This window comes from Peptoniphilus sp. oral taxon 386 str. F0131 (assembly GCF_000090945.1).
Classification (GTDB): domain Bacteria; phylum Bacillota; class Clostridia; order Tissierellales; family Peptoniphilaceae; genus Anaerosphaera; species Anaerosphaera mikwangii.
The window spans coordinates 1,009,933-1,024,311 of sequence record NZ_GL349422.1; the positions used below are offsets into that span (position 1 = coordinate 1,009,933).

General features: G+C 28.4%; 13 protein-coding genes. All 13 read left to right on the forward strand.

What is annotated here, in order from left to right:
* On the forward strand, nucleotides 1-1,084 hold a 1,084-nt coding region (locus HMPREF0629_RS04805), incomplete at its 5' end, for a nicotinamide-nucleotide amidohydrolase family protein (RefSeq protein ID WP_083763151.1).
* A 12-nt stretch (nucleotides 1,085-1,096) separates the two neighbouring features.
* Nucleotides 1,097-2,122, forward strand: a complete 1,026-nt coding sequence (gene recA / locus HMPREF0629_RS04810; protein ID WP_009222225.1) for a recombinase RecA — start codon at nucleotides 1,097-1,099, stop codon at nucleotides 2,120-2,122.
* A gap of 12 nt (nucleotides 2,123-2,134) precedes the next feature.
* Nucleotides 2,135-3,112, forward strand: coding sequence for a metallophosphoesterase (locus HMPREF0629_RS04815; RefSeq protein WP_009222226.1), 978 nt, complete (start codon nucleotides 2,135-2,137; stop codon nucleotides 3,110-3,112).
* Nucleotides 3,109-4,413, forward strand: coding sequence for an AAA family ATPase (locus HMPREF0629_RS04820; protein WP_009222227.1), 1,305 nt, complete (start codon nucleotides 3,109-3,111; stop codon nucleotides 4,411-4,413). The genes HMPREF0629_RS04815 and HMPREF0629_RS04820 overlap by 4 nt, the downstream gene beginning before the upstream one ends.
* A 3-nt stretch (nucleotides 4,414-4,416) precedes the next feature.
* Nucleotides 4,417-4,650, forward strand: a complete 234-nt coding sequence (locus HMPREF0629_RS04825) for a hypothetical protein (RefSeq protein WP_009222228.1) — start codon at nucleotides 4,417-4,419, stop codon at nucleotides 4,648-4,650.
* A gap of 1 nt (nucleotide 4,651) precedes the next feature.
* On the forward strand, nucleotides 4,652-5,305 hold the full coding sequence (locus HMPREF0629_RS04830) for an ATPase (protein ID WP_009222229.1): 654 nt from the start codon (nucleotides 4,652-4,654) through the stop codon (nucleotides 5,303-5,305).
* Between the two features lie 122 nt (nucleotides 5,306-5,427).
* Nucleotides 5,428-6,966 carry a ribonuclease Y gene (gene rny, locus HMPREF0629_RS04835; protein WP_009222230.1) on the forward strand — a complete coding sequence of 513 codons (1,539 nt, stop codon included), beginning with the start codon at nucleotides 5,428-5,430 and terminating at the stop codon, nucleotides 6,964-6,966.
* Between the two features lie 48 nt (nucleotides 6,967-7,014).
* Nucleotides 7,015-7,980, forward strand: coding sequence for a tyrosine recombinase XerC (locus tag HMPREF0629_RS04840; RefSeq protein WP_083763152.1), 966 nt, complete (start codon nucleotides 7,015-7,017; stop codon nucleotides 7,978-7,980).
* Nucleotides 7,981-8,047: 67 nt separating this feature from the next.
* Entirely contained in the window at nucleotides 8,048-9,304 is a 1,257-nt protein-coding gene (locus tag HMPREF0629_RS04845; RefSeq protein WP_009222232.1) for an AraC family transcriptional regulator, read from the forward strand.
* A 130-nt stretch (nucleotides 9,305-9,434) separates the two neighbouring features.
* Nucleotides 9,435-10,661: an arginine deiminase gene (gene arcA / locus HMPREF0629_RS04850; RefSeq protein ID WP_009222233.1), complete on the forward strand. Its 1,227-nt coding sequence runs from the start codon at nucleotides 9,435-9,437 to the stop codon at nucleotides 10,659-10,661.
* Nucleotides 10,662-10,697: 36 nt separating this feature from the next.
* The gene (gene argF, locus HMPREF0629_RS04855; protein ID WP_036728751.1) at nucleotides 10,698-11,690 is read left to right on the forward strand and encodes an ornithine carbamoyltransferase; all 993 of its coding nucleotides are present in this window, start codon (nucleotides 10,698-10,700) and stop codon (nucleotides 11,688-11,690) included.
* Nucleotides 11,691-11,871: 181 nt separating this feature from the next.
* Nucleotides 11,872-12,807, forward strand: a complete 936-nt coding sequence (gene arcC / locus HMPREF0629_RS04860) for a carbamate kinase (protein ID WP_009222235.1) — start codon at nucleotides 11,872-11,874, stop codon at nucleotides 12,805-12,807.
* 12 nt (nucleotides 12,808-12,819) lie between these two features.
* Entirely contained in the window at nucleotides 12,820-14,328 is a 1,509-nt protein-coding gene (locus HMPREF0629_RS04865; RefSeq protein ID WP_009222236.1) for a YfcC family protein, read from the forward strand.
* Nucleotides 14,329-14,379: the final 51 nt, after the last annotated feature.

Consider the following 14,379-nt stretch of genomic DNA (forward strand, 5'->3'; position numbering starts at 1 on the left):
TAATGCTATTGAACTTAGTGAAGTAATAAATGAACTGCTTAATAAAGTTGATTTACTTTTCTTATGTGGAGGACTTGGACCCACAAATGATGATATAACTAAAGAAGTTTTGTCAAATGTTTTAGGGCGTTCTTGCATAGTAGATGAAGTTCAATATAAAAAATTAATAGATAAATTTAAAATTGCAGGCAGAGAAATGACTGCTAACAACAAAAAACAAATTATAGTAATTGATGAAGCTGTTGTTTTAGATAACAAATGGGGAGTAGCACCCGGTGAGATAATTAATTACAACAATAAAAAAATATTTTTATTGCCTGGACCTCCAAGAGAATTTGAGCCAATGATAGATTTCTATTTAAAAAATTTTATAAATGAAAATAATCAAATTATAGTAAAATCTGTAAATATAGCCGGCATAGGAGAGTCCCGAGTAGAAGATATATTAAGAAAATTAAAACTTGAAGAGCATAATATTTCCATAAATACATTTGCAAAATTTTATGATACAGAAATAAAAATCATAGCTGAAGGTACTGATACAAAACAATTACAACGAAAAATCGATAGTATAGTAAAAAAATTATATGAGGTATTTGAAGGGTATTTATATGCAGAAGATAATGCGAGTATTAGTGAATCTATAGTAAAAAAACTGACAGAAAAAAAATTAACTATAAGTTTTGCCGAATCTGTAACAGGGGGATTATTAGCTTCTAAAATAACTAGTGTACCAAATTCATCAAAAATTTTAAAAAATTCAATAGTAACATATTCTAATGAATCGAAAATTAAATTATTAAATGTAAATGAGAAAACTTTGAATAAATATGGTGCAGTAAGCCCTGAAGTTGCATACGAAATGGCTAACGGTTTAAAAGATATTGGCTTTAGCGATATATCTGTGTCAGTTACAGGTGAAGCGGGACCTATATCTTCTGAAAAAGAAGTAGGACTAATATTTGTTTGCTACTACTTTAAAAATTATTATGAAATAAAAAAATATTATTTTACTGGAAGTAGAAATGAAATTCAAGAAAGAACAGCTAATACAATTCTTCAACACGTATTATTTAATATTTAATGGAGGTAATATATGGATATCGAAAAAAAGAAAGCACTTGAACTTGCTATTTCTCAAATTGAAAAGCAATATGGTAAGGGTTCTATAATGAAACTGGGAGCTGACAGTAAGCTAGATATAGAAACTATCCCTACAGGCTCTTTGGCATTAGATTTATCTTTAGGTGTTGGAGGGATTCCAAAGGGTAGAATAATCGAAGTATATGGACCTGAATCTTCCGGAAAAACAACATTAGCTCTTCATATATTAGCAGAATCACAAAAAATGGGTGGTATAGGTGCCTTTATAGATGCAGAACATGCATTAGATCCGAGTTATGCAAAAAATTTAGGAGTTGACGTTGAAAATTTAATCGTTTCACAACCTGATACAGGTGAGCAAGCTCTTGAAATTATAGAGTCATTAGTAAGAAGCAATGCTGTTGATATAGTTATTGTAGATTCTGTTGCAGCTTTAGTTCCTAAAGCTGAAATTGAAGGAGAAATGGGCGATAGTCATATAGGTCTTCAAGCTAGACTTATGTCTCAAGCACTCAGAAAATTAACAGGTGCAATTAACAAATCTAAAGCTTCTGTAATATTTATAAATCAATTAAGAGAAAAAGTTGGTGTAATGTTCGGCAATCCTGAAACAACAACAGGAGGCCGTGCTTTAAAATTTTATTCCTCAATAAGACTTGAAATAAGAAAAGTAGAAAATTTAAAATTAGGGGAAGAAATTGTAGGAAATAGAGTCAGAGTAAAAGTTGTTAAAAATAAAGTTGCTCCACCTTTTAAACAAGCTGAATTTGATATTATGTACGGTAAGGGAATTTCTAAAGAAGGAACTTTAATAGATGTTGGTGTACAAACTGATGTAGTAACAAAATCTGGTGCTTGGTATAGTTATGGAGAACACAGATTAGGACAAGGCAGAGAAAATGCTAAAGAATTTTTACTTGCAAATCCTGATATATCAAGAGAAATTGAAATGAAAATTAAAGATAAATATAATTTAAATAAATCTGACAACATCGATAGTTCAGAAGAAAATAAATAAGGTATAACAATTATGAAGTTTTTATATTTTACAGATACTCATTTAAGAGCTACTAATCCAATTAATAGAATCGATAATTTCTTTGAAACATTAAAAACTAAATTAAACGAAGTAGTAAATATCAGTATTGAAGAAAACGTAGATTATATACTTCATGGAGGGGATCTTTTTGACAGGCCGGACACTTCTATTTCAGTTGTGTCCGATTTTTCGAAAATATTTCAAAAATTTAATGTACCTATTTATATAGTAAGTGGTAATCATGATATTTTTGGACATAATCCTAAAACTTTAAATAGAACAATGCTTGGATTATTATGTAATTTAGGAATTTTAAATCTTGTAAACGATAAAAAAATTATATTAAAAAAAGATATATCGGTTCAACTTACAGCATACCCATATACATTTGGAATGGATGATGATATAAATAAAAGTAATTATTTAGTATTAGAAAAAAATCCTGAAGCTGATTACATGATTCATATGACACATGGTTTTTTAATAGATAGACCATTTATAAAAAATATTCCCCACACACTAATTAGTGAAATTTCAAGTACATTTGCTGATATAACTTTAGGAGCTCATTATCATTATGGCTTTAAAACAACAGAAATAAATGGCAAATATTTTGTAAATCCTGGTTCTATAGTAAGAATTTCAAACAGTCAAGAAGAAATTAAAAGAAAACCTAAAGTTGTTATAATTGAACTAAATGATAAAATAAGCATAAAAGATATTTATTTAAAAAATGCGTTAGATGGAAATTTAGTCTTGGATAGAAGTGAAATGGAAAGACATAAATTTAAGCAAAACCAAATTTATGAATTTAAAGAAATAATAGATTCATCTACAGAACTTAATAATTTAGATATATATGAAATTTTAATTAAAATAGCAACTAATGAATTTATAGATGATAATATAAAAAAGGAAGCTATAAAAAGAATTCAAAATATTCAAATTAAAGGAGCTGATTTTTCGTGATTTTCATAACTAAAGTTGAACTTATAAATTTCCAATCTCACGAAAATACTGTAATTGATTTTCACAGAGGCTTAAATGTAATTTTAGGTAATTCAGACAGCGGAAAAACAGCAATATTAAGAGCTATTAAATGGGCTTTATATAATGAACCATCAGGAAATTATTTCATAAGAGAAGGCGAAAAAGAAACTTCAGTAACTATATATTTTAATACAGGAGCTGTTGTAAAAAGATATCGCTCTAATTCTAAAAACACATATTATTTAAAAAAATCAAATTTAGAAGAATTTAATTTTGACGGTTTTGGGTTAACTGTTCCAAAAGAAATAATAACAGAAATTGGAATGTCAAAAATTAATTTAGATAATTCACTAAATAGCATAATAAATATTGCAGAACAATTAGATGGTCCATTTCTTTTAAACGAAAAAACATCAGTCAGAGCTAGTGCAATAGGAAGAATTATAGGGGTGAATTATATTGATGATGCTCTAAGAGAAACAATTAGAGATAATAAACAAATAGCATCAGACATAAAATATTTAAAGTCAAAAAAAGAAATAATAGAAGCTGAAATTCTAAAATTTGATTATTTAAAAGAAACCGAAGTTTTATTAAATACCCTTATTGAAATTAAAGAAATAATAACTTATAGCAAGACTAGGCTGAATAAATTAATAGAATTAAAAAATAAATATGAATTTAATAACAATGAACTCGAAAAACTTAGAAAGGAAAATAGTAAATATAAAAATTTAGATCTTCTATATAATTTGCTGTCAAATATAGAGATAATATTATTTAAATATAATACTTATTCAAATTTTTATAAAAATTTGAATTTTTATAATTATGAAATAAATGAAAATATTAAATGCTTAAATAAATATAAAAATTTAAGTGAACTTTCACTTAAATATGACACTTTGAATAGCTTATTGCACGATTATTTTAATAATATTTCTATAAAAAATGAATTTCTTGATATTTCTAATAGAATAGATGAAGGTGTAAAATTTATTGATAATCTTAAATATATTGATAAATTAGAAACTATTTATAAGAACTTAGTTCCTAAAATAGATTTTATTTTTTTATTTGAAAGACTTAGCATATCAAATAAAAAAGTATCTTATGATATAAATAAATTAGAAGAACATTTGAATGCTCTAAGCAATGATATTAAAGAAAAATATTTTGAATATGAAAAAAATATTTTGAATTTAGGATACTGTCCATTTTGTTATAGTGAAATTGATGAAAATATAATAAATCATATACGGAAACATTATAAGGAGTAATTTATGAATTATGAATATAACTTAAATAAATTAAAAGAAGAACTTGAAAAGGCTAAAAATCTTAAATATAAAGCTGAAGCAAAACTTGAACAATTAAATGTTCAAAAAGAAGAAATAATAAAAGAAATTAAATCACATGGAATAGAGCCTGAACATTTAGATGAAGAAATTGAAAAATTAAAAAATGAAATAGATGATTTATTTAAAAAAGCAAATGAGTTAATTCCGAGGGACTGATATGGATTTAAATATATTAGAATCTAAAATTAATCATATTGAAAAAAATTTAAATATAGATAAAGGAAAACTAGAAATATTAAACAATAACTTGTCGGATACAAATTCTGAAATAAAAAGTTTAATTGAATATGATGATATATTAAGTAAGGTAATAATTTTATTTCAAAAAACATCAAGCTATGGAAGAAATCAAGCGCGAAAACAAATAGAAGAATTAGTAACCAAATGTTTACAATTTGTCTTTGAAACGGATATTGAATTTATTATTGAAATTACAGAAAATGGTAAAATACCTCAAGCGGAATTTTATGTATTATCTAATTATGATGGATATAAAGTTAAAACCAAACCTGAGTTGTCGCGTGGAGGAGGCGTTGTTGATATAATTTCTATCGCTTTAAGAATTGCCTTTATTCAATTATATAAACCTGAAATCAAAGGACCAATCATATTAGATGAACCTGGAAAACACGTGAGCAATGATTATATATTTAATCTTGGAGAATTTTTAAGACAAGCTTCATCCATGTTTAGACGACAAATTATAATGGTAACACACAATTCTCATTTATCTCAGATTTGTGACATTTCGTATACCGTAGAAATTAAAAACGGTAAAAGTGTAATATTGCAAAATGAAGAACTATCATAGTTTGATAGTTCTATTTATCTTGACTTATTTTTTTAAAAGAGATAGAATAATTTTATACAAGTTTGTAAATTATTTTATATTTTTAAATTTGGAACATGAAAATTTAATAAGGAGGTGCATGAATGGAATTAGAAATGATAGTCAAAATTTTAATTGGCCTAATAATTGGTATAGCCGGAGGTTATGCCATTAGAAAATATATTGGCGAGAGCAAAATTAACAGTGCTGAAGATCTTGCTCGAAAAATTGTGACAGATGCTGAACATAATGCTGAAGGAAAGAAAAAAGAACTTTTACTTGAAGCTAAGGAAGAAATCCATAAGCTTAGAAGTGAACATGAACATGAAGTAAAACAAAGAAGAAATGAAATTCAACAAATAGAAAAAAGAGTTATTGCAAGAGAAGAATCTGTAGAAAGAAAACTTTCTTCCCTTGAAAAAAAAGAAGATAATCTTAATTCTAAAATTGAAGAAGCAAAGAAAAAAGTTGAAAAAGCAAGTTTATTAGTTGAGCAAAGAGAAGAAGAATTACAAAAAGTTGCCGGGTTAACATCAGAAGAAGGAAAGAAAATTTTATTATCTGAACTTGAAAAAGAAATAACTCAGGAATCTGCACTAATAATCAGAGAAAACGAACAGAAAGTAAAAGATGAATGCAATAAATATGCTAAAAATATTATTGCACAGGCAATTCAAAGATGTGCTGCTGACCAAGTAGCAGAAAATACTGTTTCTGTTGTAAGTCTTCCTAATGATGAAATGAAAGGAAGAATAATAGGTAGAGAAGGAAGAAATATAAGGACTATTGAGTCTTTAACTGGTGTAGATTTAATTATTGATGACACTCCAGAAGCTGTTGTATTATCTTGCTTTGAGCCTGTTAGAAGAGAAGTTGCAAGGGTTGCTCTTGAAAAGTTAGTTGCTGATGGAAGAATACATCCAACTAGAATTGAAGAAGCTATTGAGAAAGCACAAAATGAAGTTGACACTTTAATAAAAGAATCTGGAGAACAAGCAGCATATGATAGTGGTGTACACGGATTACATCCTGAAATGATTTATTATTTAGGAAGATTAAAATATAGGACAAGTTATGGACAAAATGTCTTAAAACATTCTGTTGAAGTTTCTAATATAGCAGGAATTCTTGCCGGAGAAATTGGAGCAGATGTTAAACTTGCAAAAAGAGGCGGCCTATTACACGATATAGGTAAGAGTATAGATCATGAAGTTGAAGGTACTCATGTTGAATTAGGCGTTGAACTTGCTAGAAAATATAAAGAATCTGATGCAGTTATTAATTGTATAGAATCACATCATGGTGATGTTGAACCTAAATCTGTAGAAGCTATTTTAGTTCAGGCGGCAGATAGTATTAGTGCTGCAAGACCTGGCGCTAGAAGAGAAACTGTAGAATCTTATATTAAAAGACTTGAAAAATTAGAAGAGATAGCTACATCTTTTGATGGAATAGAAAAGTCTTACGCTATTCAAGCAGGAAGAGAAGTTAGAATAATAGTTAATCCTGAACAAATTTCTGAAGCCGAAATAACAATTACTGCAAGAAATATTGTTAAGAGAATAGAAGATGAACTTGATTTCCCTGGTCAGATTAAAGTAAATGTAATTAGAGAAACAAGAGCTGTAGAATATGCAAAATAAATAATAACCTGCTAAATAGCAGGTTATTTTAATATGGAGGGGTTTAGTTTGATAAATAGTAATATAGTAGATGATTTTTTATCATATCTATCCACAACTAAAGGTGCATCTCAAACTACAATAAAAGAATATTATTATGATATCAGAATTTTTTTGAATTTTATATTTGTAAGAAAAGGGATAATAGATGAAAAAAGTATCAATGAAATAGATATCGATGCTATAAATATAGATATTTTAAAATCTATAAATAAAATGGATATATATGCATATAATTCATACTTAGATAAAATACGGAAAAATTCTAATAAAACCAAATATAGAAAAATTTCATCGATTAGAACTTTTTTTAATTATCTTTCAAACAAAATAGATGTTATAGAGTTTAATCCTATAGAGGATATAGATATGCCTAAAATAGAAAAACGATTGCCAATTTATTTAACGCTTGAAGAATCTAAATTATTATTAAAAACCGTATCTGAATCAAAAATTAAAGATAAATATAAGACAAGAGATTATGCTATAGTTGTACTATTTTTAAATTGCGGAATGAGATTATCTGAACTTTCGGGATTAAATATAAAAGACGTAAACAATGATAATACCTTAAGAGTAACCGGAAAAGGAAATAAAGAACGAACTATATACTTAAATAATGCATGTGTTAATGCATTAAAAAATTATCTTAATTATAGAAATGATACTGATAATAAAGCCTTATTTTTGTCAAACAGAAATACAAGATTAAGTAATAGACAAATTCAAAGAATGGTAGAAAAATACATTAACGCTTCTGGACTTGATTCTGAAAAATACACAGTTCATAAATTGAGGCATACTGCCGCATCACTTATGTATCAATATGGTGATGCTGATATTAGATCTCTCCAAGAAATATTAGGGCATGAATCTGTCACAACAACACAAATATATACTCATATAAATGATAAACAACTAAAAAATACAGTAGATAACAATCCGTTGTCAAATATAGACTTTGACAATAAATAAAATAAGATATTATAAATTCTACAAAAAATCAGTACAGTATGATAAAATATTATTGAGGAGTGGTAGAATGGATAGAATATCAGAACTTCAAACTCAATATAGTTCCAGTTTCGATAAAAGAAAAATATGTTCCTATGATATCGAACAAATAAATGAACCTACAAAATCTATAATGCATCAAGAGTCGCGCTTTTTATTTTTTACAAGTGGTAAAGGAATAATAAAAATAAACGATGTTCCATACGAAGTTAAACCAAATTCATGTGTTGCAATAGTTCCATGGGTAATAACAGAGGTAACTAAAGTAGAAGAACCTATGCAATTCATAAAAATAGTATATAATTTCAATTTTTTAAACAGAAATATAAAAACAGCATATATAGATGCTAAAGAACAATTCAATTTATTTAATGAAATATCCAATAGCCCAATGATATATTGCAATGAATTTGAAGCAAAAAATTTCATAAAAATAATGGATGATATAAAAACAGAAGTTGGAATAGAATCTATATTGGATGTAAAACAAGAAAAAATACTTACTAATGTTTTCATAACGAACAAGATAATGGAAATGTTAATATGGTACATAAGAATTGAACAAAAAGTTGATCTTTCAACCGAAAACAATGAAAACCCGGGGTTTGATGAAAGAGCTGTAATATTTAAATATCTTTATTCACATTTAAGTGAGAAGCAAACCCTTAAATCTGTGTCAAGCTTATTTTTTATGTCAGAATCATCTCTTTCCAAGTACTGTCAAAAAGTAACGGGACATAGTTTTCACGATTTATTAAATGAAATGAGATTAGTAAAAACTATGGACTTTCTAATGTATTCAGATTTTTCATTAAATATAATCGCAGAACTTGTCGGGTTTAATGATGCATCACACTTATCAAAATTTTTTGCTAAAAGAATAGGTACAACTCCAAATCAATATAGAAAAATAAATCAAAATGTTGTAAATATGTTAAATCCTGAAGAGAGCAATATAACTTATGAATTAATAGGACATATAAGTAATTTGTTTACAGAGAACATAAATGAAGTAGAAACTGCAAAAGAATTTAATATGTCTGTTGTGGAAATGAATAGAATCTTATTATACACAATTGAAAAAAATTTTGATGAATTCATAAGATATCTTAGAATAAATTATGCTTGTGAACTTTTAAAAAGTACAGAAGAGAATATATTAGATATAGCTGTTACAGTAGGCTATAATAATGCAAAAACCTTTAACAATCATTTTTTAAAATTAAAAGGTATGACACCATCTAAGTTTAGAAAAACGGTTGAAATACAATATGATTATGATTAATTTAAAATCATTGTAAATTTGTGTTTAAATTTACAATGATTTTTTCTATCTTTTTCGTACTTGGGAAATCATTTTCGTATATACTATATTCGTAAGATATTTAATATTAATTTAATTAGGAGGTTATAAAGTGGCAAACATTAACGTAACAAGTGAGATTAAACAATTAAAGAAAGTTTTGGTTCATAGACCTGGAGATGAATTATTAAATCTAACTCCTTCTACTTTAGAAGAACTTTTATTTGATGATATTCCAGATTTACAATTAGCTCAAGAAGAACACGATAGATTTACAAACATTCTTAGAGATAATGGAGTAGAAGTTGTTTATCTTGAAGATTTAATGACAGAAACATTAGATGCAAATGAAGGTTTAAGAGAAAAATTCTTAGATGAATATCTATCAGAAACAGGTGTAACTGATGAAAAAATTTTAGCATTAGCTAAAGAATATTTCGAAAAAATAACTGATACTAAAGCATTTGTTGAAAAGACAATGGCAGGTCTAACTTTAAAAGAACTTGGTTTATTTAACGAAGAAGATTTACACAATATGGTAGTTGGAAAATCTTATCTAGCAATTAATCCAATGCCAAATCTATACTTTACAAGAGATCCATTTGCTTCAGTAGGAAATGGTGCTGTTATTAACAGAATGTATTCAGTTACAAGAAACAGAGAAACAATATATGCTGATTATATTTTTAGATTCCATCCGGAATATAAAGGAAACGTTCCTAATCTTTATGGAAGAAAGAATGAATTCCATATTGAAGGTGGAGATACATTTAATGGAAATGAAACAACATTGTTAATTGGTATTTCTCAAAGAACTCAATATGAAGCTATTAAGCTTTTAGCTAAAAAATTATTCTTTGGAGATACTGAAAATAAAATCGAAAAAATTTATGCATTAAAAATCGATGAAAACAGAGCGTTTATGCACTTAGATACAGTATTTACTCAAATTGATGTAGATGCTTTCACTTACCATCCAGCTATTATTAAAGAAATGGAAGTTAAGATTATTACTAAAGATGAAGCAAACAAAGATTTACACATTGAAACTGCTTCAGGAAAATTAGATGAAATTCTTGCAAAAGCATTAGGAATTGAAAAAGTACGTTTAATTCCATGTGGTGGCGGAGATCCAATTGCTGCTGAAAGAGAACAATGGAATGACGGCTCAAATACATTAGCAATTGCTCCAGGTAAAGTACTTGTTTATAAGAGAAATATTGTTACAAATGCTGTACTAAGAAAAGAAGGAATTGAAGTATTCGAATTAGATGCTTCTAACTTAACAGTTGGACGTGGAGGCCCAAGATGTATGTCAATGCCTCTTGTAAGAGAGTAATAATTAATAAATTTTAAAAAATTGGGGGATAAAAGTATGCCAGTAAATTTACAAGGAAGAAGTTTCTTAAAATTATTAGATTTCTCAACAGAAGAAATTAAATATCTTCTTGAATTGTCAAAAGAACTTAAAAGATTAAAATTAGCAAGAGTACCACATAAATATTTAGAAGGAAAAAATATTGCACTATTATTTGAAAAAACTTCTACAAGAACTCGTTGTTCATTTGAAGTAGGTGCTTATGATTTAGGTATGAATGTAACATATCTTGAACCGGGCACTTCACAAATGGGTAAAAAAGAATCTATTGAAGATACAGCAAGAGTTTTGGGCAGATTTTATGATGGTATTGAATACAGAGGATTTTCTCAAGCAATAGTTGAAGAAATTGCTGAAAAAGCAGGCGTTCCAGTATGGAATGGACTAACAGATGATTTTCATCCTACTCAAATGTTGGCAGATGTTTTAACAGTTGAAGAAAACTTTGGAGATTTAAGAGGACTTAACTTTACATTCATGGGTGATGCTAGAAACAATGTTGCTAACTCTTTAATGGTTGTTTGTGCTAAGCTTGGTATGAACTTTACAGCTTGTGGACCTAAAGAATTAATGCCAAAAGCAGAACTTGTAGAACAATGTAGAGAAATTGCTAAAGAAAACAAATGTACTATAACTCTTACAGATGATGTTAAAGTTGGATGTACCGGAGCTCATGTAATTTATACTGATATTTGGGTATCTATGGGAGAACCTGATGAAGTATGGACAGAAAGAATTAAACTTCTTGAACCATATAGAGTAGATAAAAAAGCTATGGCAATGGCTGATGAAAATGCTATTTTCTTACACTGTTTACCATCTTTCCATGATACAAACACTACTATCGGAAAAGAAATTGCTGCTAAATTCAATGTTACTGAAATGGAAGTTGCTGATGAAGTATTCGAATCACGCCAATCAAAAGTATTTGATCAAGCAGAAAATAGAATGCACACAATTAAAGCTGTAATGTATGCTACATTAAAATAATCATTAGTATTATAAGCATTGAACCATAAATTTATGGTTCAATGCTCTATATTAAGTTAAGACAAAAATAATATATTATCTAATTTACATGCAATAAATTATATTTTTTCTTATTTTATACTTTATAGATGTTAAGTTATTTTTTTCTTAAATAAAAATATTTTAAAAGGTTGGTTTAATAATGAACAAAAAAAGATTAGTAATTGCACTTGGTGGTAATGCTCTAGGTAATACACCTGAAGAACAATTAGAATTAGTTAAAGAAACAGCAAAAACTATAGTGGATCTTGCTGAAGATTATGATGTTATAATTGGTCATGGAAATGGTCCTCAAGTAGGCATGATAAATAATGCAATGGAATTTTCATCAACAAACGGTGGAAAAACTCCTTATATGCCTTTTCCAGAATGTGGAGCTATGTCACAAGGATATATAGGATATCATTTAACTCAATCAATTCAAAGAGAATTGATGCTTAGAAATGTAAAAAAAGAAGTAGCTTGTGTAGTTACTCAAGTTGTAGTAGATGAAACTGATAAGGCTTTTTCAAACCCTACTAAACCTATAGGTTCATTTATGAGTAAAGAAGAAGCTGATAAAATAGCAGAAGAAAAAGGATTTGTTTTCGTAGAAGATGCTGGTAGAGGATATAGAAGAGTTGTTCCAAGTCCAAAGCCAAAGAAAATTGTTGAACTAAATGTTGTTGAACAATTAGTTAGCGCCGGCGATATCGTAATTACAGTTGGCGGCGGCGGAATTCCGGTTATTGAAACAAATGACGGATTAAAAGGAGTTGCTGCAGTTATAGACAAAGACAGTTCAAGTGCAAAATTAGCTTTAGATGTTAATGCTGATATGCTTGTTATCTTAACTGCTGTTGATAGAGTAGCAATTAATTTCAATAAACCTAATCAAGAATCATTAGCTGAAATGACAATTGAAGAAGCTAAGAAATATATAGCTGAAGGACATTTTGCACCTGGTTCTATGCTTCCTAAAGTTGAAGCTTGTTTAGATTTTGTTGAAAAAACATCAAATGGTGTAGCTTTAATTACATCTTTACAAAAAGCTAAAGCTGCATTAAATGGTGAAACAGGAACCATATTAAAGAAATAAGGAGGAATTTTTATGGATCGAAAGAAGAAGAGAAAATCGCTAACAGCCTTTTCAATACTGCTAATAGTATTAGCAGTTGTATGTTTAGTATCTGTTGCATTACAAGGAAACGTAATTGATCCGGAAATTATTAAGCCATTAGACCCAGGTCGTTTTGGAGAATTAATAGACGCTGTTGATGCTGGCGAAGATATCACAGTTCAAGGTGCTACTTTTTCAAATTTCATAATGGCAATACCGGAAGGATTTATAGATGCTGCTGACTTAGTAGTATTTATAATTGCTCTTGGTGGTTTTATCGGAGTAGTAATGAAAACCGGAGCTTTAGAAGCTGGAGTATATCACTTAGTAAAAAAATTAAAAGGTAAAGAAGAACGCCTAATAGTTGTATTGATGTTTTTATTCTCATTAGGTGGAACAACTTATGGTATGGCTGAAGAAACTATAGGATTTTATGCACTTATAACTTCTGCAATGGTTGCAGCAGGATTTGATACAATAGTTGCTGTAGGTACAGTATTACTTGGAGCTGGAGCCGGAGTATTAGGTTCTACGATAAATCCATTTGCAACTGGTGCTGCTATGGGAGCTTTATCATCAGTGGGAATTGAACCTAATACAACTCTTATAATGGTTTTAGGACTAGTTCTATGGTTATCTACTTTTGCTATTTGCTGCTCATTTGTATTATCTTATGCAAAGAAAGTAAAGAAAGATAAGGGTTCTACAATTTTATCTTTACAAGAACAACAAGTAATGAAAGCAAGCTTTACTAATGAAGATGGAGTTAACTTAGAATTCACTTCAAAACATAAACGTGTATTATTAGTATTTGCATTTGCTTTTGTAATTATGATTGCATCATTAATTTCATATCAAGATTTAGTATTTGGTGGAGATGAAGAAGCTTATTTAAGCGCATTAGGATGGTCTGATTTCTTAACTGGACAACCTCTTGGATGGTGGTATTTTACTGAATTAGCTGGATGGTTTATACTAGCAAGTATTGGAATTGGTATAATGGCTAAATTAAGTGAAAAAGAATTTGTTGATACATTTATAGCTGGTTCTGCAGATTTATTATCAGTAGGCTTAATTATAGCTGTTGCTCGTGGTATTACTGTTGTAATGGGCAAAACTCACTTAGACTTTTATATATTAGATCATAGTTCTAAATTATTAAGTGGAGTTCCTGGATTTATATTTACACCAGCTGCTTATGTAATTTATCTATTCCTAAGTTTCTTGGTTCCTTCAACTTCAGGATTAGCTGCATTATCTATTCCTGTAATGGGTAGCTTAACTGGAGCTTTAGGATTTAATCCAAGTGTAATGATTATGGTATTCTGTGGTGGTAGTGGATTAATTAACTTATTCACTCCAACTTCTGGTGTTGTAATGGGTGGATTAGGAGCTGCTAAGGTTGAATATTCTACTTATATGAAATGGGTATTTAAACTATTAGTTGCAGTTGGAATTGCAAATGTTATAGTACTAACAGCTGCAATGATGATGTTATAATTTAACTAAAAAAAGAACAGTAAAATTAACTGTTCTTTTTTACTTACGCAT

Bases quoted from the DNA above. Each gene is read 5' to 3' on its own strand.
- recA (WP_009222225.1), top strand. From the start codon at position 1,097: ATGGATATCGAAAAAAAGAAAGCACTTGAACTTGCTATTTCTCAAATT.
- HMPREF0629_RS04815 (WP_009222226.1), top strand. From the start codon at position 2,135: ATGAAGTTTTTATATTTTACAGATACTCATTTAAGAGCTACTAATCCA.
- HMPREF0629_RS04825 (WP_009222228.1), top strand. From the start codon at position 4,417: ATGAATTATGAATATAACTTAAATAAATTAAAAGAAGAACTTGAAAAG.
- HMPREF0629_RS04830 (WP_009222229.1), top strand. From the start codon at position 4,652: ATGGATTTAAATATATTAGAATCTAAAATTAATCATATTGAAAAAAAT.
- rny (WP_009222230.1), top strand. From the start codon at position 5,428: ATGGAATTAGAAATGATAGTCAAAATTTTAATTGGCCTAATAATTGGT.
- HMPREF0629_RS04845 (WP_009222232.1), top strand. From the start codon at position 8,048: ATGGATAGAATATCAGAACTTCAAACTCAATATAGTTCCAGTTTCGAT.
- argF (WP_036728751.1), top strand. From the start codon at position 10,698: ATGCCAGTAAATTTACAAGGAAGAAGTTTCTTAAAATTATTAGATTTC.
- arcC (WP_009222235.1), top strand. From the start codon at position 11,872: ATGAACAAAAAAAGATTAGTAATTGCACTTGGTGGTAATGCTCTAGGT.
- HMPREF0629_RS04865 (WP_009222236.1), top strand. From the start codon at position 12,820: ATGGATCGAAAGAAGAAGAGAAAATCGCTAACAGCCTTTTCAATACTG.